Origin of the sequence: Microcoleus sp. Pol12A5 (genome assembly GCF_036701435.1) — a bacterium.
Classification (GTDB): Bacteria; Cyanobacteriota; Cyanobacteriia; order Cyanobacteriales; family Microcoleaceae; genus Microcoleus.
Genome location: NZ_JAUBQU010000074.1, coordinates 1 through 18,708 on the forward strand (window position 1 = coordinate 1; position 18,708 = coordinate 18,708).

Consider the following 18,708-nt stretch of genomic DNA (forward strand, 5'->3'; position numbering starts at 1 on the left):
TTCAGTTCCCGGCCTGTCTCGGTGTCCCAGATTTTCAGGGTTTGATCGTCGGAAGCGGAAATCGCTGTTTTACCGTCTGGTGCTATCGCCACTGCTTTTACCCAGGAAGTATGACCAGTGAGAGTTTTCAGTTCTCTGCCTGTCTCGGTGTCCCAGATTTTCAGGGTTTCATCCGAAGATGCGGAAATCGCTGTTTTACCGTCTGGTGCTATCGCCACTGCTTTTACCCCGGAACTATGACCCGTGAAAGTTTTCAGTTCCTTGCCTGTCTCGGTGTCCCAGATTTTCAGGGTTTTATCCATAGATGCGGAAATCGCTGTTTTACCGTCGCGTGCGAGATCCACTGCACTTACCCCGGAACTATGACCAGTGAGAGTTTTCAGTTCCCGGCCTGTCTCGGTGTCCCAGATTTTCAGGGTTTGATCGTCGGAAGCGGAAATCGCTGTTTTACCGTCGGGTGCGATCGCCACTGCACTTACCCTGGAACTATGACCTGTGAGAGTTTTCAGTTCCCGCCCTGTCTCGGTGTCCCAGATTTTCAGGATAGAATCCAAAGATTCGGAAATCGCTGTTTTTCCGTCGGGTGCGATCGCCACTGCTGTTACCGAGGAACTATGAACCGTGAGAGTTTTCAGTTCCCGGCCTGTCTCGGTGTCCCAGATTTTCAGGGTAGAATCCAAAGATGCGGAAATCGCTGTTTTTCCGTCGGGTGCGATCGCCACTGCCCATACCGAGCCACTATGACCGGCAAGCGTCCGCAGCGCACCCTCATTTGCCCTTTCCAGATTAGGCTTCAAAGGCCACAGGCAGGAACTATTTCTCGACTGCTTAGCTTGTTTCACGACCCCCTGAATTTCAGGTGTTTCAAAATCCACCAACCGAGTCCACAAATGTACTGCCAATTGTGTTTTATCCTTCTCTAAAACGTGCGCCGACTTGCGAATTGCCCCTTGAATCAAATTCAGCGTTTCACTTTGCTCCTGAGACAGCAACACATCAGAATTTCTCGCCAAATCGTAATCCTCAATTAACGGTTGCACCCCCAACGCATCCAGCTTCGCCTCAATAAAATCAAAATCCGTTAACAACTGATGCAGCCGTTCCCCTTGAACACTCTCTGCCAAATGTCCCGGCAGAGTTTCCAAAGCATAAAGCCGCTTTTTCGGCGACAGTTTCCCCAACCGTTCTTTAAACTTACTCATCCCCGTACAAATCCTCCCACAAATTATCAGAAATCGCCGTTTCGATATCCCGCAGCGACACCCCAGCTTTCTGCACGACATCCTTACGGTGCAGAAATCTTTGGAAACTCGCGTGATAGATACTGTAATCTGGGGGAGTGTCGCTGCTACGTCGCAGAAACTGTTCCCAATCATCGAGCACTTCCTGCAAATCCAAGGCATCTTCCTCAGCAAAATCCGCCAAAATATCGCAGGAAACCGGCTTGCGAGTTTTGGTCAACAAATAAATCACCTTCAACTTCCGGCGGCGCAATTCCTTATCTCTCACCGCCATTTCCATCCGCGCCCAATGCTTCTCATAATATCCTTCCAACTCCCTCGGCAAATCTTGCAAATTCACATCGCTGTACTTGCCGCTGTCGATATCATTCAGCACATAGCGCAGGTACATAAAATTATTCTGGCTTTTTTCTGCCACCGCCGCCACAAACTGTTCTCGCTGCAAATTTTGACGGTTAATCCAACTCTGAATTGACGCGCTGTTGCTGGTGCGTTTGTCAATATAAAGCTTGACATCCGCCAAACTTTCTGCACTGTACTGCATCAAATCAAAAACCTGATGATTTGGCAAAGGCAGAGATTCCGGTCGCTTCGACACAATAAAATAAACATTATCCGGCAAAGCATCTGGCAAATAGAGGACATTGCTGCCACGCCCATGATCGCTCAGATCGACTTCATCGAGGGCATCCACAACAAAAACTAACTTTTTTCCGCCCAATTTAGCACTGACTTCCCCCAACAATCGACTGAGAAAGTTGCCATCTGTAGTGGCATTTTCTGGCAATTTTGGGTAATCCAGTTTAAAGGCTTGAATTAACTGAGTGCAGGCATTTTCCAGAAATTGCTTTGCCTTAACCGTGCCTTGAGATTGCGAGTTAAAATGGACAACACAGCGCCGCTTCATCAGCAGCACTAACTTCGCCATAATTGAACTTTTTCCGACCCCCGGATCGGCTTCTAAAACAAAATATCCTTTGGGATTTTTCTGCAAAAATTCGATAATTGCTTCAAACACAAATCGGCGGCCTGTAAAGTCTTGAGTGCGGTCTTGAATAATCGTTTCGCACTCGTAGGGAAGCGGCAATCGGGGCGCGGAAGTATCAACAAATCGTTGCAGCAAATTCTGAACTTGCGCCAAATCGGATCGGATGCCAATTTCTATGGATTCCAATTTCCCCATCACTTGACAAATCTGCTGCCCAGTCGCCACGGCCTCCAATTTGTGCAGAATTTCCCCATTTTGCAGCCCCAAATCTTTGAACTCTGCCAAAGCAATTTGGTGCAGATTCAACAGCATCGCCGCAAACTTTTCTCCTCCCTTCGCCGCATCCAGTTTCAGCACTTCGCGGTACGCTTTCGGGAAAGTTGCGTACAGTTTCTCCGCGACAAATTCCACAATTTCCGCATCGAAGGATTTGCCCTCGCTGGCCGCGAATTCGTTGACGAAACTTGCCCAATCTGCCGTTGTCAATCCGGTAACTCGATCGAACTCTTCGACATCCGCAGAAAAAATCTGGGTTAGCTGATCTTCGGAAATATTTAAACCTCTTGACAAATCGGCTGTATTCGTGTTAATATCCAGCCAGTATTCAGGAGTTTTCTCGGCTAATTGACTGAGTGCTGTTTCTGGATAAGGCAAATTTTTGGTTTCGGCGATCGCAATTAGGCGATCGGACTTCGCAACCTCTCTCAAAATATAGCCTATCGCCTCACCCGCCGCCTTAATCAAATCGTGATTATCGAGAATCCTCGGATTTCTGCTCAACCGTTCCGTCATCCGATTTCCGAGGTCATTAGCCGCGATATTCCCCGCTATACCACTAGCAATCGCCGCCAAAATCGAAACTCCCCCAACTGCGATCGGGCCGCCCATCATACCCGCTGCTGCTGCTTGAGTTCCCGGATTTGCGATCGCATTTGAAATAACTTGTCCAATAGCCATCACCGCACTGCATCCAATAACTCTAGTTTTAAAATTAGCTAAGTCAAGTAGTGGCATAAAATAAATATTCTTCTTTTCAAAAGTTGGTAGTAATTATATTTTGCACGCTTGCGTTTAGTCCGTCGGGGGTTGAAACCCCCGCCTCATAGCGAAAGTCGCTTGAAACCGACTGAAAAGTTAGTTGATATCACAAGGTTTTTAGTCCTCATAGCGAGGACTTGGGCTATGAGACAGGGGTTTTAACCCCTGGCGGTTATTGCAAATGCAATAACTCAAATATTGCAACTACAAAACAGCAGCCACAGTTGCCATCAGCAATCCTTGAAACAATTTCACCCCATCAGTTTCGCCCAACATCGGATCGGAAGCCCTCTCAGGATGCGGCATCATTCCTAATACATTGCCAGCCCGATTGCAAATACCGGCAATATTATTTAACGAACCGTTCGGATTGCCAGCATCGCTAATTTTGCCCGCCTCTGTGCAGTAGCGAAACAGCACTTGCTCGTGTTCTTCTAACTCGGCTAAAGTATCGGCATCGGCATAATAATTGCCTTCCCCGTGGGCGATCGGCAAATCGATGATTTCACCCGTAGTATAAGCGGCAGTCCAACGAGTATTACCGCGCTCGACTTTCAAAGAAGCGCGATCGCAAATAAAATTCAACCCCGCATTCCGCACCAGAGCACCGGGCAGCAAACCAGCTTCAGTCAACACCTGAAAACCGTTGCAAATACCCAGTACAAGTTTGCCTTTTTTCGCGTGTTCCGCAGTAGCCCGCATCGCCGGAGAAAAACGGGCGATCGCGCCGCACCGCAAATAATCTCCGTAACTGAAACCACCGGGAATTACAATGATATCAATATCCGAAATATCGGTATCTTCGTGCCAAATCATGCGAGTTGGTTGGTGGAGTAACCCTTGAGTTACCCACACCACATCGCGATCGCAATTTGAACCCGGAAAAACAATAACTCCAAATTTCATAAGCTGAAGGAAGAAGGAAGAAGGAAGTTCGGCAACGGATTATGTAACGGATGTAACGGATGTCAGGAAGAAGGAAGAGGTGTCAACATAAGACTAAAATCTTATGTTTTTCTTCCTTGTATCGAAGTCTCGATCCCCCTAAATCCCCCTTAAAAAGGGGGACTTTGAGTCGTTCTAGTTCTTGTATTGTTAACAGAGACTGTGAACACTCTTGTCCCCCCTTATTAAGGGGGGATCTCCGGGTTTAAAAAGACCCTAGGGGCGATCGCATTTATGCCGCCGCTGTCTCCACAGCAACAGGAATTTCAGTCAGATCAAAGCGATAATTTTCAATCACTGGATTGGCCAAAAGTTGGTCGCAAACGCGATCGAGTTGTTCGCGGGCCTCCGACTCAGCAGCAGCAGTCAGCGTCAATTCAACGTATTTCCCAATACGCACGCGCTCAACATTGTCGTATCCCATGTGTTGCAAACCAGACTGTACGGCAGTGCCGGCGGGATCTAAAACAGAAGGGCGGAGGGTAACATAGATTTGGGCAAGATATTTCTGAGTCACGGGAATGTTGCGGTAGGTGATGTGAAAGTTAGCCCCATTGTATTCTACAACCGAGCTGCGCGCCGATCGCCATTTGGTTCGCCCAAGTAAGATAGCCTAGAAATAGGGACAGATTTGACTCTAGCAGATTACACAAAAAATTATGAGAACCAACCGCACCCGCAGTCAGGAGCGTATTTTACATTTGCTCAAGCACTTGAATCGATCGCTCTCAGCGCAAGATATCTACTTAGAACTGCGTAACAGCGACCAAAGCATGGGCTTAGCAACCGTTTACCGTTCCCTCGACGGTTTAAAGCGAGAGGGGTTCGTTCACGTCAGAACGCTTGCTAGTGGCGAGTCTCTCTACGGTGCCGCCCACCAAGACCAACATCACTTAACTTGTCTAGAATGTGGCGCGTCAATTACGATCGACGAATGTCCCGTCCACCACTTAGAAAGCCAACTACAACAATCTCATTCTTTCAAAATTTATTATCACACTTTGGAGTTTTTCGGATTGTGCGATCGATGTACTTTAGCTCAAGAATCTTAGAGAAGTTATTAGTCATGAATCATATCAATTCCGGTTGCACGAGCGAAATGATTGTTGACTATTGACTGTTGACTCGATTTGATAATTCCGATGCAACAGTCAACGATATAGCAATCCTCGGATCATTTGTGAATTTCTTAATTTCTCCCCGCGGGTTCGGGGAGGGTTGGAGTGGGGTGCAAAAGTGAGATGATCCGGGTGTTGTTTATGTAGCGACAGATTTCAACCTGTCGTTTTATTAACTCGCTCAAGGATGCAAAAATTCTAAATGATCTCCGGGAATCGATCGCAATTTTGCAGCCGAGCCTTGCAGTTTCAACCGACCGCGCTCTAACATGATAATCCAATCGGCGCGATCGATCACTCGCGGCCTGTGACTGATAAAAATCGTCGTTTTCCCGTGCCGATACATCAACAATTGTTCTAAAACTTCCGCTTCGCTTGCGGGGTCAAGCCCTGCGGTAGATTCGTCTAAAATCAATACAGGCGGGTTGTTGAGAATAGCGCGGGCGATCGCCAATCTTTGTCTTTGTCCGCCAGAAATATTTGCTCCAAACTCCCCTAAAACAGTTTGATATTTATCCGGCAATTGGCTGATAAATTCATCCGCCCCCGCAATTTTGCAAACTTTAACAATCTGTTCAAAGCTGATATCTGGACTGCCCAAACGAAAATTTTCTAGAATCGAACGGCTCCAAAAATGCGCTTCTTGAGGAACCAATACTACCTGCTGTCTGAGACTGTCGAGAGACAAATCCTGCAAGTTGTAACCGCCAATTCTAATATTACCAGATTGCAGCGGGTACAGACCAGCAATTACTTTAGCCAGCGTACTTTTTCCGCACCCGGAATGGCCGATTAAAGCAATTGCTTGACCGCCGGGAAACGTAACGGAAAAATTTTCCAGCAAGTCAAGTCTGCCGGGGTAGTGAAAACTAACACTCTTGCAAACAACACCGTCGTGGTTCTGAATAGTTACAAAAGGTTTATTAGTATCGTCTTTAGTTTCCGGTTCAGCATCTATAACTTCCGACAGCCGTTGAGTAGCTGTCTGCACGCGAGTCATCTCATCAGTAAATCCTACTAGCGAATTCACCCAAGTAGTAACGTTTTGATTCATGCTAATAAACGCTAGCAACTGACCTATACTCAATACCTTGTCAATCACCAAACCGCTACCAAGCCACAGCAGAGTAATGCTGCCAGCAGAGCCAACAAAACCAGAAAATATATTGTTTAGAATGCCAATTTGTGTAGTGCGGAAAGTTAGCTTTGCTAAGCGACCGAAGCGGGTTTGAAATTCTTCCCAAAGTTGCTGACCGCTGGTAGTAGTTTTGACAGTCAGCGCGCCTTTAAAAGTTTCTACTAAAACGCCTTGAGTTTCTGCTTCCAGCACAAATAAACTGCGCGTTTTTTGCTGCAATACGGGCAGAAAGACCACTGTAGAGGCAGTCATTAAAAGAGCTAGAGCTGTAGCTGCCAACGTCAGTTCCTTGCTGTAAAACAACATAAAGATAAAAGAAACTACAGCGATAAAAAATTGACTGGGCAAGCTGATAGCGACTTGAGAAACTAATTTATTAATTTCTTGGATATCTTGTAATCTACTGACAATTTCTCCACTGCGTCGGGTTTCGTAAAAACTCAAAGGCAATCGCAGAAATTTGCGAGCAAATTCCATCACCAATCCCAACTCTAAACGCTGAGAAAACTGAGCAATTAAGTTCGACTGTATCAATCCTAAACTGCTGCTAAAAAGGTTCATAACTATAACTGCGATCGCCACACTCGCCAGGAGTTGTCTGTCGCCCCGCACCAGAATGTCGTCGGTGAGCAGTTGAACTAGAAAAGGCGAAGAAATCGACAGCAAACCCAAGACTGCATTCAGCAAAAATGCTTCCATTAAAATCGGGCGGTAAATCCCAATCCGGCGCATCCATTTTTGTAAGGAATTAGCGGGCGGTTGACCCTCTGCTGCTGCAAAAAACCGCTCAGCATCGGGTTCTACTAGCAAGCACAGCCAATCTGTCCAAGCTGCTGCTAATTCTGCTTTAGAAACATAGCGCATACCGACAGCCGGATCGCCGATCGCATATTGGTTGCCCTGTTTGCCGTACAAAACAACCCAGTGATAGCCGCTCCAGTGAATAATCATCGGTAGAGGGGCATCATCGAGCTTGTCTAAAATTGCAGCGGCCGCTCGCACCGATCGAGCATTAAAGCCGATCGCCTCAGCGCCTTGTTTCAAGCCCAGTAAACTCGTCCCTTGCTGGCCCGTACCGACAAATTCTCGCAAGCGGCTAATTGTAAAATTCTGTCCGTAAAATTTGGCGATCGAAGCCAGACAAGCTGCACCGCAATCTTCTTCGCTCTGCTGGAGAACAACCTGATATTTCATCAACCTGTTTACTTGTCCGAAGAAAGGCATTTCTGGGATAAAAGGAATGTTCTTTAACATTTGGCAAAATGAATAATGAGTAGAGCCTAATGAACATTACCCCTCACCGAGTAGCCAATCAGAACAAAGCACCCATAAACTTATGGGTGCTTTATTAATTAACATCGAGCGAGCTGAATTGACAGCACTAAAATTTACCAGTAGCGGTACACTACTCTGAAGGAGCCGTCGCAATTCCGGCGGTACACGACGTGACGGGTCGGACGGTAACAGTTATATCGATTAGAATAATAGTAACCGCCGTTGACGCTAGCTGATTCTTCAGGAGTGAGTTCAGCAAACAGTGAATTGTCCTTTGTTTCTTTCATGATTTGACTCCGTTTAAGTTGAGAAAAGCGAAGGGAAGCTAGAAATCTTATCTAATTTCTAGAGCCTCGTGTAAATACTGACTAAGACTTCTTGTAGTGCTGTACAGCCTCCGGAATATTACGGAAAAATTTTCAAAATTTACTTGGTGGCACAACTTGACTCAGCTATTTAAACCACTAGGGTTTTGTAAGGGCGACCGAGGTTCGGATCGTACAGATAAAGCTGGCTAGGCGGCGGCAGGAAAAACAGCATATTCAGGCCATAGCTGCTGCTGTTATCCGTCTCGCTGTTGCTTTTAGCACCGCTAACACCGCTGGTAATGTTGCCACCGTTGACAGTAGCAGATTCTCCATCGGTTACTTCGATGAAGAGTGAACCTGGTTGACTTTCTGACATAAATAACTCCTATTAATACCTATGTACTTACTTACTACCTACGCATACAGTAAAAACCCGGTAACAGCGCCAAAAGTTATGGCAAAAATCCCATATTTTCCTGACTGTAGCCCGCTGGCTTCACTCGTCTTGATATTTGGCGAAGTTTGTGGGTGGGAACGGCAAAGCTGTGCGGATTTTTACCTCTACCCTGTGAATTTTGATTTAGACTTCTAAACCTATACTTGGTTTCCGGAAAGCCGATCGTAAAAGTGACAAAACAAATCAGCGATCTCTGGCTCTCCCCCAACTCAAAACTCAAAATTTCCAACTATTCCCCTCTCCCCCAGCTACCACCATGTCTCTCACTCCCGAAGCCACACCCCCTGAAACCTTTGATAACGACCAGTTTTTGCCCCCTGTCAGCCGCTGGACAACTTTGGGGGGCATTTTGATGGTGGCGACGTTTGGCGGGGCGATCGCCCTGGCTAGCGTCACCAAATACAGCGCTACAGTAAAAGCAGATGCGATCGTCCGTCCCGCCGGAGAAGTGCGCGTCGTGCAAGCAGCCACAGAAGGAACCGTCGAAAGCATTGCTGTCAGCGAGAATCAGACAGTAAAAGAAGGAGATGCGATCGCAGTTATAGACGCTTCGCGTTTAAGCGAGCAAAAAAAACAGTTACAAGAAATAATTAACCAGTCTCAACCAGCAGCACAGCAAATCAACCAGCAACTGCGCGACTTAGAAAATCAAATTTTGGCCAGCGCCCAATTTAAAAGCATTCAAAGTGAAAGTTCCGCCCAACAGGAATTAATCGAATCCGCTTTAGTAAAATTCGCCACATCGCTGCCAGATGTCGCCGAGAGGCTGGGTCGAAGTCGGCGGGTTTTGCTCGTCAAGCAAGCCTCCATTCAACAACAATTAATTCAAGCTAAAAAAGAACTAAATCAAATTGACTTAAAACTCGAAAATAGCGTGATCCGCACACCTACGGATGGTACAATTCTCAGACTGGAAGTACGAAATACTGGTCAAACCGTACAAGCCGGCAGCGCGATCGCCCAAATCGTCCCCAGCGACGTACCCCTGGTAGTCAAAGCCAAGGTGACATCCCAAGACATCGCCCGCATCCAAATCGGCCAACCCGTACAGATCAGGATTTCGGCTTTGCCTTTTCCCGATTACGGCACATTAAAAGGAACTGTCAGCGAAATCGCCCCAGATGCGATCGCCACTCAAAATCCCACTAATAATTTAGGTACAGCTTATTACGAAGTGGCAATTAAGCCTGAACAAACTTATTTAACAAAACTCAAATCCGCCAACGGTCAATTTTTCGGAAACCCCCAGGCTAATGTCTCCCGCCAGTATTCGATTCAATCGGGAATGGAAGGCAGAGCCGATATTATTACCGGCGAAGAAACTGTTCTGACATTTGTTTTGCGGAAAGCAAGGTTGCTGACAGATTGGTAATTAGTCAGTTGTCAGTTGTTAGTTGTCACTTGTCACTTGTTAGTTGTCAGTCAACAGTCAACAGTCAACAGTCAGCAGTCAACAGTCAACAGTCAGCAGTCAGCAGTCAACAGTCAACCGCCAGAAAATTAGAGGCTCTGAAATTGAAATAACGTGTCAATATAGAAATGTGACTTCAATTCTATTCTTTCCTCATGGGCAAACAGCGCGTTCTTTCAGGAGTTCAGCCAACAGGCAATCTTCACCTCGGTAATTATCTCGGTGCAATTCGCAACTGGGTAGAAGGTCAAAGTCAGTACGAAAATTACTTCTGCGTAGTCGATTTGCACGCAATTACCGCACCGCACAATCCAGCAACTCTAGCCTCCGACACTTACACGATCGCCGCACTCTATTTAGCTTGCGGCATCGATTTAGAATATTCTACTATTTTCGTGCAATCCCACGTCTCGGCTCACACAGAACTAGCATGGCTGCTAAACTGCATTACGCCGATTAACTGGCTCGAAGATATGATTCAGTTTAAAGAAAAAGCAGTTAAACAAGGTGAAAATGTCAACGCCGGTTTGCTAAATTATCCCGTGTTAATGGCAGCAGATATTTTGCTTTACGATGCAGACAAAGTGCCAGTGGGAGAAGACCAAAAACAGCATTTGGAACTCACCCGCGATATTGTCATCAGATTGAATCACCAATTCGGCACACCCGAAAAGCCAGTATTGAAACTTCCCGAACCGTTAATTCGGACTGACGGTGCGAGGGTGATGAGTTTGACAGATGGCACGCGCAAGATGTCGAAATCTGACCCTTCCGAACAAAGTCGAATTAATTTATTGGATTCGCCAGATACGATCGCCAAAAAAATCAAGCGCTGCAAAACAGATGCCGTGCGGGGTTTGACTTTTGACGACCCCGATCGCCCCGAAGCGAGAAATTTGCTGACACTTTATCTCCTGCTTTCCGGCAAATCTAAGGAAGAAGTAGCAACGGAGTGTGAAAACATGGGTTGGGGAGATTTTAAACCCTTGCTGACAGAGACGACAATTAATGCCCTCAAACCAATTCAGGATAAATACAAGGAAATAATGGACGATCCGGGATATTTAGAGTCTGTACTACGTCGCGGAAGAGAACAAGCAGAAGCTATTGCTAATCAAACTCTAACTAAGGTGAAGACAGCTTTCGGTTATTCTTTACCTGTTTAGTTGTTAGTTGTTAGTTGTTAGTTGTTCTTGGTTACTTGTTAAGAATGACAACAGCCAACAGCCCACTAACAACTGCTAACAGTCCACTGTCAACAGTCAAATAACAAATAACCAATAACAGACAAATAATCATGAACCGTTTTCGCACAGCCTGCACCACCCCCGGAGAATTTATAATTACCGCCGAAGTTGCCCCACCAAAAGGTGGCGACATAACTCACACAATTCAAATGGCTGAACGCCTAAAAAATAGAGTACACGCCATTAATATCACCGACGGGAGTCGCGCAGTTTTGCGAATGTGTCCGCTAGCAGTTTCGGCGATTTTAGTGCAGCACGGAATTGAGCCAATTTGTCAAGTTGCTTGTCGCGATCGCAATCAAATTGGCCTGCAAGCGGATCTCATGGGGGCCCACGCTTTAGGCATTCGCAATGTATTAGCACTCACAGGCGATCCCGTCAAAGCGGGCGACCATCCTAAAGCAAAAAGTGTATTCGATTTGGAATCTGTTCGGCTATTGCAAGTTATTCAAAAAATGAACGGTGGCCAAGACTGGAATGACAAACCTTTAACCGACGGAGTTACTGATTTATTTGTAGGTGCAGCAGTCGATCCGCAATGCCCCAGTTGGTCTGGTTTGCAAAGTCGATTTGAGAAAAAAGTAGAGGCGGGAGCACAGTTTTTTCAGAGTCAATTAATTACAGATTTTGAAGTTTTGGATAAGTTTATGCACCACATTGCTGCGGGGTGCAACAAGCCTGTTTTAGCAGGAATATTTTTGTTTAAATCAGCGAAAAATGCTGAATTTATTAAAAAATACGTGCCAGGAGTTCACATTCCGCAAGAGACGATAGACCGTTTGGCAAAAGCTCCCGAACCCTTGCAGGAAGGCATAAAAATTGCTGCCGAACAAGTCAAGCTAGCGCGGCAGATTTGTCAAGGAGTTCACATGATGGCCGTCAAACGAGAAGATTTAATTCCTCAAATTTTGGATTTGGCAGGAATCGAGCCACTGAGCTAAAATTAAACATAGGGGCGGGTTTTACAAATCAATTATCAATGGCTAAAACTAACGATTTAGTAAACTCGTAAACCCGCCCACTCCCGCGCGCTACCATTTTGAACATCAATAAAACAATCATGCTTCAAACTGTAGACAATCAAACCACTTCTCCCGCAGTCGAACAACGTTTCACTTGGCGCGGTGTGACATGGCATCAATTCAAAGCTATTCAAGCTGGCTTTGAAGACGTGGGGAATATATGCTTATTTTATTGTGATGGAGTTATAGAAATTGTGGGAATCAGTAAACCTCACGAGGCAACTCGATGTCTGATTGCAGCGCTACCGATCAATTTTTTTCAATTTAATAGAATACAATTTTTTCCCAGCGGCAGTTACAGTCAAATTGTTGAGGGGAAAGTGGAGTATCAAGCAGATTTGTCTTATTGTTTCGGAACAGATAAGGATGTTCCCGATCTGTGTATTGAGGTAGTTCTCACTAGCGGTAGTCCGATTAAACTTCAGAAATACCGACTGATGGGAGTCCCGGAAGTCTGGTTTTGGGAAGATGGCACTCTAGAGCTTTACCATCTACGAGAGGAAGGTTACGATCGCATTACTAGCAGCGAAGTGCTGCCTGAGTTAGACTTGTCTTTGCTTAAACGCTGCATTTTGTTTGCTTCACCTTTGGATGCGCTTGAGGAGTTTGCTAGAGGAATGGGCGATCGGGAAAATTGATCAATAAACTACTTTTGAAATAGCTCGATCGACTAAACGGTTATTAAATAGGAGCAACTGGCAATGACTGACTCAGAAATACTTAATTCTGATACCATTAAAACACTAAATACTAGCATATCCGAAGTTACAGTTTACACCGATCGCGCTTTGGTGACGCGCCGCGGTACGGTATCTCTGACGGGAAACGAGCGAGAATTGGCGATCGCCTCTGTTCCCGCAACCCTCGAAACAGAGTCAGTCAGGGCCACGGGTGCGGGTACAGTTGCAGTGCGATTGCTGGGAGTGCGAACCGAAACAGTGTTTAGCAGCGAACCAGTGGGCGATCGCACTGCCGAATTAACCCAACAAATTCAGGAATTACAAACCCAAAGACGTGGAATTAACGACAAAATAACCGCCCGAAAAATTCAGCTCAAATTTGTGGAAGGTTTGAGCGAAAAAAGCGTCGGTTTCTTTTCCAGCAGCATCGCCAAACAGCAGGTAGGTTTAAACGAAACTGGCGAATTGCTCAACTTTTTAGGAACTAATTACGTAAAATATGTAAGTGCGATCGCCCAACACGAAAAACAACAGCGCGAATTAGACAAGCAAATAGAAGCTTTGCTGCTGCAGTTGCGGCAAGTACAAACTCCCCATTCTCAGCAAAGTTTTAACATCATTGTTGCCATAGAATCCAGTGGCACCGGCAATTTTGAACTAGAAGTTTCCTATGTAGTCATGGGAGCCCGCTGGACTCCCCTTTACGACTTGCGAGTCAACACTACCAACAACCAAATCAATCTCAATTACCTAGCCGAAGTCAATCAAAATACAGGCGAAGATTGGGCTGGAGTAGCGCTGACTTTATCCACAGCAAAACCGGGAATGGGAACTTTGCCACCACAACTCGAACCCTGGTTTATCGATATTTTTCACCCAAAATCAGCTCGCTCCCGACAACTTTTGATGAAACCCACCCGACCGACTGCGGAAGCAGAAATGGAAAGAGACTATATGGAATTAGAGATGGAAAGCGAGGCACAATTTGCAATGATGGCTGGGGACGGTGCTGCTGCCACACCCGAATCCATAGCGGCTCAAACCGCGACAGCAAAAGTATCTAGAGAAGGCGGCACCGTCTCATTTCAAGTAGGGGGAAATACCAAGATTCCCAGCGACGGTACACCCCACAAAGTGACGATTTTTAGCGAAAATTATCCGTTTAAACCTGAATATATAGCCGTCCCGCGATTAGTCAGTTTTGCCTATTTACAAGCAGTTGTTGTGAATCCGCTGACAGGTGCAACTCTTCTGCCCGGTAAAGCAAATATCTTTCGGGACAACACTTTTGTTGGTACCGTCAAATTGGATAATGTTTCGTCTGGTGAAGAATTTAAACTGAATTTAGGAATAGATGAAGGGCTAAAAATAGAGCGAGAATTAGTGGAAAGACAAGTAGATAAAAAACTGATCGGTCAGCAGAGGCGTACGAGTTACGCCTATCGTTTGAGTGTGACTAACCTGCGGCAGGTCCAGGTACACCTGACACTACAAGAGCAATTGCCAGTCAGCCGCAATGAACAAATTAAAGTGCGGTTGACTCTCACTAATCCGAAGATAGTAGCAGGTGAAATGGGACTACTAGAATGGATAATGTCTCTGCCGCCGCAAGCAAAGCAAGAGTTATATTACCAGTTTGTTGTCGAACATCCTCCCGATTTAGCAGTCACAGGTTTAGATATTTAATTAGGATTTACACTCTTAATCTGTAACGCCAGCTACAGATTATACCACTTCTTAAAAATATTGCTATATAGAAATTATAGGCAATCGTATGTAGGGAAACGGCACTGCCGTGTCCGGCGGGGGGTTGTGCAAATCAAAGATAATTTGTATAAAATTGGTAATTGTAGCAAGACTATTTCCAATTGGTATTACTTATCAAAAATTTGACGATCTGACTATCAACAAAAAACCAGGATGAATTACAACTGGCGAAAAATCTTGTCTAACGGTATAATTCCCCCTTCCTCAAAAAAACGCCCCGATTTTTCAACAACTTGTACTCCAGCGATCGCGCCCCTGTTGTTTAGCATCGTACAAAGCTTTGTCTGCATAGGCTACCAGTGTATCTGGTGGAACTTCCAAGGTGGGTATGAGTGAGGCAATACCCAAACTGACTGTAACGATCTCCTTCACGTCAGACTCTGCATGGGGAATCGCCAGATCGTGAATTCCTTGCTGAATGTTTTGTGCCACCTTAATCCCTCCTTTTAAATCCGTATTCGCCAGAAGTACCACAAATTCTTCTCCACCGTAACGCGCTGCTAAATCGGTGGGACAACGGACTACTTTTTGTAATGTTTGCCCTATTCTAATTAAGCAATCATCCCCAGCCAGATGACCGTAGTAGTCGTTGTAGGATTTGAATTTATCAACGTCAAATAAAATTAGAGAAAGTGGCTGCTTTTCTGGCGCTAGGCGTTGCCATTCACTTTGAAGGCGATTGTTGAAACACCGACGGTTAGCCACATGAGTCAAACCATCTAGATTGGCCAGTTCTTTTAATTTTTGATTGGCATCTTGGAGAGCCAATTCTATTTGTTTGCGGGCGGTAATATCACGGATAGTAACGGAAAAACCATCTCCTAGCTTGACTGCTACGAAGTGAAACCAGCAAGATTTTTCTGATTCATAGTAAAAATCCTGTTCTAAAGATTCCCCCGTCTCGACAATATTAACGAAGCAATTAAATAGTTTTGGATCAATATTATTCAAAAAATTTTTTAGTACCAATTTGCCAATCATCTCTTCATGCCTACTGTTAAAAGATCTAGAAATCTGGGGGTTGACGACTAAACACCGAAAATCCTTAATCTCGCCTGTTTCGGCGTTACGAACAGCCTGCATTGCCGCAATACCATCAAGGGAACTATTCAAAACACTAGCCAGTAAAGCCCTCGATTGATAAAGTATCTCTTCTGCTTCCCGGCGCTTAATATTTTCTTGTTCCAGAAGCTGTTGCTGGCGTTGAATGATTAACTGATTTTCCAGACGCGCCACTACTTCTTCGATTTGAAATGGTTTGGTGATGTAGTCTATAGCCCCTGAATCAAAGGCGGTTACTTTGTCGAAGACATCATCTAAAGCACTAATGAAAATTACTGGAATGTGGCTAAAATCTGCATCCGCTTTGAGAGTTCTACAGACTTGATAACCATCCATTTCAGGCATCTTAACATCTAAAAGAATCACATCTGGTCGCTTTACCTTCACCGTTTTCAGTGCCATCCGCCCACTGGTAACGCTGCGAACAGTGTAGCCTAGTTTGAGGAGCGCATCGCTTAGTAATTGTAGATTTTCTAGAATATCGTCTACAATTAGAATATTACCTTTATTTTCGATTTGAGAATTAAGATTCATTGCCACTCCGGGGTTCTACTAAATCAAGAATCTGCTCAAACTTAAATTGACTGGCAAGTTTTGTAAGGGATTTTATCAAACGAGTTTCAGTTTTGGGAATTTCTCCTACGACTTGTAACACGAGGTTAGTATTTGCCTCCAGTGCAGCTTCGTATAATTGAGTAATCCATTCTTGAGTCATACAGGTTAAATCTTCCAATGTCAAGGGACGTATTTCTGTATCATCCAAGACAGGGGATCTTGTTTCTGCATAGATATATTTGACTCCCAAATGCTTAGTTAGTGCGTCAAAAATGGTGTGTTCAACGAAGGGTTTGCGCACAAAGTCATCACATCCAGCCGAAAGCACGATCGCCTTTTCTTCTTCCAACACACTCGCCGTTAACGCGATTACAGCCGTAGCATTGCCTTTAGTGGTAGATTTAATGTATTTTGTCGCTTCGTAGCCATCCATAACTGGCATCCTCATATCCATCCAGATTAGGTGCGGTTCCCATTCATCCCAAATGGCGATCGCCTCTTGTCCGTTACTAGCTTCTTTCACCTCAAATCCCAAGGGACTCAACAACTTAATTAGTAATTGTCGATTAATAGATTTATCATCGACTGTCAGAATTTTGTAGCTAAGTTGACCGGGCACCAGTCCCAGCACTCTTGGATATTCTTCTGTACTCTTGCTGTTTGTTTCTTGACCCAATTTAGTCTGAATATACAATTGGAAAATTGTACCTTTTCCTAATTCGCTTTCTACAGAAATATCGCCACCCATCAATTGCACAAATTTCCGGCTAATTGCTAAACCTAAACCCGTTCCTTCCTGCATATCTTTTCCAGCTTGAGCTTGACTAAAGGCATCAAATAGTTTTGGCAGTTCTGCTGCTGCAATACCCACCCCAGTATCGCGAATACGGAAATGCAAATTAAAAACATCTGTGGTTTCTTGTTCTCCCAGAAAGACATTCAAAGTGATTTGACCCTCGGAAGTAAATTTGATGGCATTGCTGAGTAAATTAATTAAAACCTGACGCAGTTTTACTTGATCTGTACAGATATAGCGCGGAACATTTTCTGTTCGCTGGAATACCAAATTCAATCCGGCATTATTAGCCCGCAGATGCAACATATCTTCTAAATCATTCAGCAAGATATGTAGGTCAAAGTCTGCAAGATTAAGGGTGGTTTTACCTGCTTCGATTTTTGATAAATCGAGTACATTATTAATTAGCGTTAATAGATAATCACCACTGCGATAGATAATTCCGGCATTCTCGTATTGTTCAGGGGGCATATTTGTGGCGCGTACCATCAATTGCGAAAAACCGAGAATAGCATTGAGGGGCGATCGCAATTCATGGCTCATATTGGCAATAAAGGTACTTTTGGCTTGATTAGCGGTTTCTGCTTTCACTGCCAACTCTCGGGAAATCTTCTCACTTTCCTGCAAAGCCATAGTACGCTGAATCACTCTTTCTTCTAATTCCGCGTTAGCTTGTTGTAATTTCAAAGCCGCTTGACGATTTTCCGAAACAATCGCAGATGTCACCATCGTCGTAATGGAAAGTACCCCCACAAATAAAAGTAGTAATAAAAGGGAATTACGAGCCAATGCCGCCTTATAAAAAATACCAATTTGATAAGCAGTAGTGATAAAAGCCATACTACAAATGGCGGTGACTAAAATAGTAGTAACTTTCTGACTAAAACGAAAAACAGACCATAAGAGAGGGGGTAAAAGTAAATATTCTACAGGTTGACTCTCAAATAAGGCAAATTTAATGACTATTCCCAAAAGAATAGCAATAATCATAAATTCTCCACTATGCCAAGACTGCGGGGCATAAAACTTCTGTTTTTTTAAACAACAAATTAATAAGAAAGGTGTAAAAAGTAAGATACCTATACTATCACCAATCCACCAACCAGTGAAAGTTTTTAGAAAGTCAGAATGGGGAAAAATTTTCTGATAAGTCAATGAACAAGTCCCGATCAAAGCATTGGGTAAACTAACTCCCAAAAAACTAACGGCGATAAAAATTACTACATGATTGACTTCATTAAAAGGAAATTTTGTGCGAGTTGACCGTCGAATCACAAATACTGCCAATAAATTCCAAATCGTTACACTAATAGTATTGAATACAGCACTCAATAATAAACTTGGGGATATGGGCCACATTATTAAGGTCGCAATAAATTGACCCATAAAGATACCTAACCAACGAGAATAACCCCACTCCAATAAAGTGGCGAACATCCATCCTGTTCCGGGCCAAACGGGTGAAATATATGGTGGAATAAACGTAACACTGGATATTTTATGATTATTCATTAGAAACCAACAAATCAAAGGATAAACAATGGAAATAATCAGAACTTGCAGCCACCAGTGGGGATTTTTTATTTCTAAACCGAGACCCTTTAAGAGGTTAATAAAATGTTTTTTTGCCATCTTTTTTTAGGTATCAACTTGCTCTACA

Annotated in this window: 15 protein-coding genes; 6 read left to right on the forward strand and 9 right to left on the reverse strand. The window is 44.5% G+C overall.

What is annotated here, in order from left to right; genetic code table 11:
- The 4 genes from QUA45_RS18890 to purS all read right to left on the reverse strand — a co-directional run.
- Positions 1–1,202: hypothetical protein (locus QUA45_RS18890; RefSeq protein WP_333221835.1), on the reverse strand; the 1,202-nt coding region annotated here is incomplete at its 3' end.
- Positions 1,195–3,243 (reverse strand): ATP-binding protein, encoded by a 2,049-nt coding sequence (locus tag QUA45_RS18895; protein ID WP_333221836.1) that lies wholly within the window; start codon positions 3,241–3,243, stop codon positions 1,195–1,197. The genes QUA45_RS18895 and QUA45_RS18890, both read right to left, overlap by 8 nt.
- 228 nt (positions 3,244–3,471) lie before the next feature.
- Positions 3,472–4,173, reverse strand: coding sequence for a phosphoribosylformylglycinamidine synthase subunit PurQ (purQ, locus tag QUA45_RS18900; RefSeq protein WP_333094447.1), 702 nt, complete (start codon positions 4,171–4,173; stop codon positions 3,472–3,474).
- 271 nt (positions 4,174–4,444) lie between these two features.
- Positions 4,445–4,729: a phosphoribosylformylglycinamidine synthase subunit PurS gene (gene purS, locus QUA45_RS18905; RefSeq protein ID WP_006634701.1), complete on the reverse strand. Its 285-nt coding sequence runs from the start codon at positions 4,727–4,729 to the stop codon at positions 4,445–4,447.
- Positions 4,730–4,871: 142 nt separating this feature from the next.
- Here purS and QUA45_RS18910 point away from each other — a divergent pair, with 142 nt between their 5' ends.
- Positions 4,872–5,264 carry a Fur family transcriptional regulator gene (locus QUA45_RS18910; RefSeq protein WP_333055475.1) on the forward strand — a complete coding sequence of 131 codons (393 nt, stop codon included), beginning with the start codon at positions 4,872–4,874 and terminating at the stop codon, positions 5,262–5,264.
- Positions 5,265–5,511: 247 nt separating this feature from the next.
- On the opposite strand, the gene QUA45_RS18915 is transcribed toward QUA45_RS18910, so the two are convergent.
- The 3 genes from QUA45_RS18915 to QUA45_RS18925 form a co-directional block, all read right to left on the reverse strand.
- Complete coding sequence (locus tag QUA45_RS18915) at positions 5,512–7,722, reverse strand: peptidase domain-containing ABC transporter (RefSeq protein ID WP_333221837.1); 2,211 nt, start codon at positions 7,720–7,722, stop codon at positions 5,512–5,514.
- Positions 7,723–7,856: 134 nt separating this feature from the next.
- Positions 7,857–8,030, reverse strand: a complete 174-nt coding sequence (locus tag QUA45_RS18920) for a hypothetical protein (RefSeq protein WP_333094449.1) — start codon at positions 8,028–8,030, stop codon at positions 7,857–7,859.
- A gap of 169 nt (positions 8,031–8,199) precedes the next feature.
- Positions 8,200–8,427 carry a secretion protein HlyD gene (locus tag QUA45_RS18925; protein WP_333094450.1) on the reverse strand — a complete coding sequence of 76 codons (228 nt, stop codon included), beginning with the start codon at positions 8,425–8,427 and terminating at the stop codon, positions 8,200–8,202.
- Positions 8,428–8,764: 337 nt separating this feature from the next.
- Here QUA45_RS18925 and QUA45_RS18930 point away from each other — a divergent pair, with 337 nt between their 5' ends.
- The 5 genes from QUA45_RS18930 (at position 8,765) to QUA45_RS18950 (ending at position 14,554) form a co-directional block, all read left to right on the forward strand.
- On the forward strand, positions 8,765–9,880 hold the full coding sequence (locus tag QUA45_RS18930) for an HlyD family efflux transporter periplasmic adaptor subunit (RefSeq protein ID WP_333221838.1): 1,116 nt from the start codon (positions 8,765–8,767) through the stop codon (positions 9,878–9,880).
- A 194-nt stretch (positions 9,881–10,074) separates the two neighbouring features.
- Positions 10,075–11,085: a tryptophan--tRNA ligase gene (trpS, locus tag QUA45_RS18935; RefSeq protein WP_333067839.1), complete on the forward strand. Its 1,011-nt coding sequence runs from the start codon at positions 10,075–10,077 to the stop codon at positions 11,083–11,085.
- Positions 11,086–11,216: 131 nt separating this feature from the next.
- Positions 11,217–12,107 carry a methylenetetrahydrofolate reductase gene (locus QUA45_RS18940; RefSeq protein WP_333221839.1) on the forward strand — a complete coding sequence of 297 codons (891 nt, stop codon included), beginning with the start codon at positions 11,217–11,219 and terminating at the stop codon, positions 12,105–12,107.
- Between the two features lie 119 nt (positions 12,108–12,226).
- Positions 12,227–12,826, forward strand: coding sequence for a Uma2 family endonuclease (locus tag QUA45_RS18945; protein WP_333221840.1), 600 nt, complete (start codon positions 12,227–12,229; stop codon positions 12,824–12,826).
- 63 nt (positions 12,827–12,889) lie between these two features.
- Positions 12,890–14,554 carry a mucoidy inhibitor MuiA family protein gene (locus tag QUA45_RS18950; protein ID WP_333094455.1) on the forward strand — a complete coding sequence of 555 codons (1,665 nt, stop codon included), beginning with the start codon at positions 12,890–12,892 and terminating at the stop codon, positions 14,552–14,554.
- Positions 14,555–14,860: 306 nt separating this feature from the next.
- Here QUA45_RS18950 and QUA45_RS18955 read toward each other — a convergent pair whose 3' ends face one another.
- Both QUA45_RS18955 and QUA45_RS18960 read right to left on the reverse strand, forming a co-directional pair.
- Complete coding sequence (locus QUA45_RS18955) at positions 14,861–16,231, reverse strand: diguanylate cyclase domain-containing protein (protein ID WP_333094456.1); 1,371 nt, start codon at positions 16,229–16,231, stop codon at positions 14,861–14,863.
- Positions 16,221–18,680, reverse strand: a complete 2,460-nt coding sequence (locus QUA45_RS18960; RefSeq protein ID WP_333221841.1) for an MASE1 domain-containing protein — start codon at positions 18,678–18,680, stop codon at positions 16,221–16,223. The genes QUA45_RS18955 and QUA45_RS18960 overlap by 11 nt, the downstream gene beginning before the upstream one ends.
- Positions 18,681–18,708: the final 28 nt, after the last annotated feature.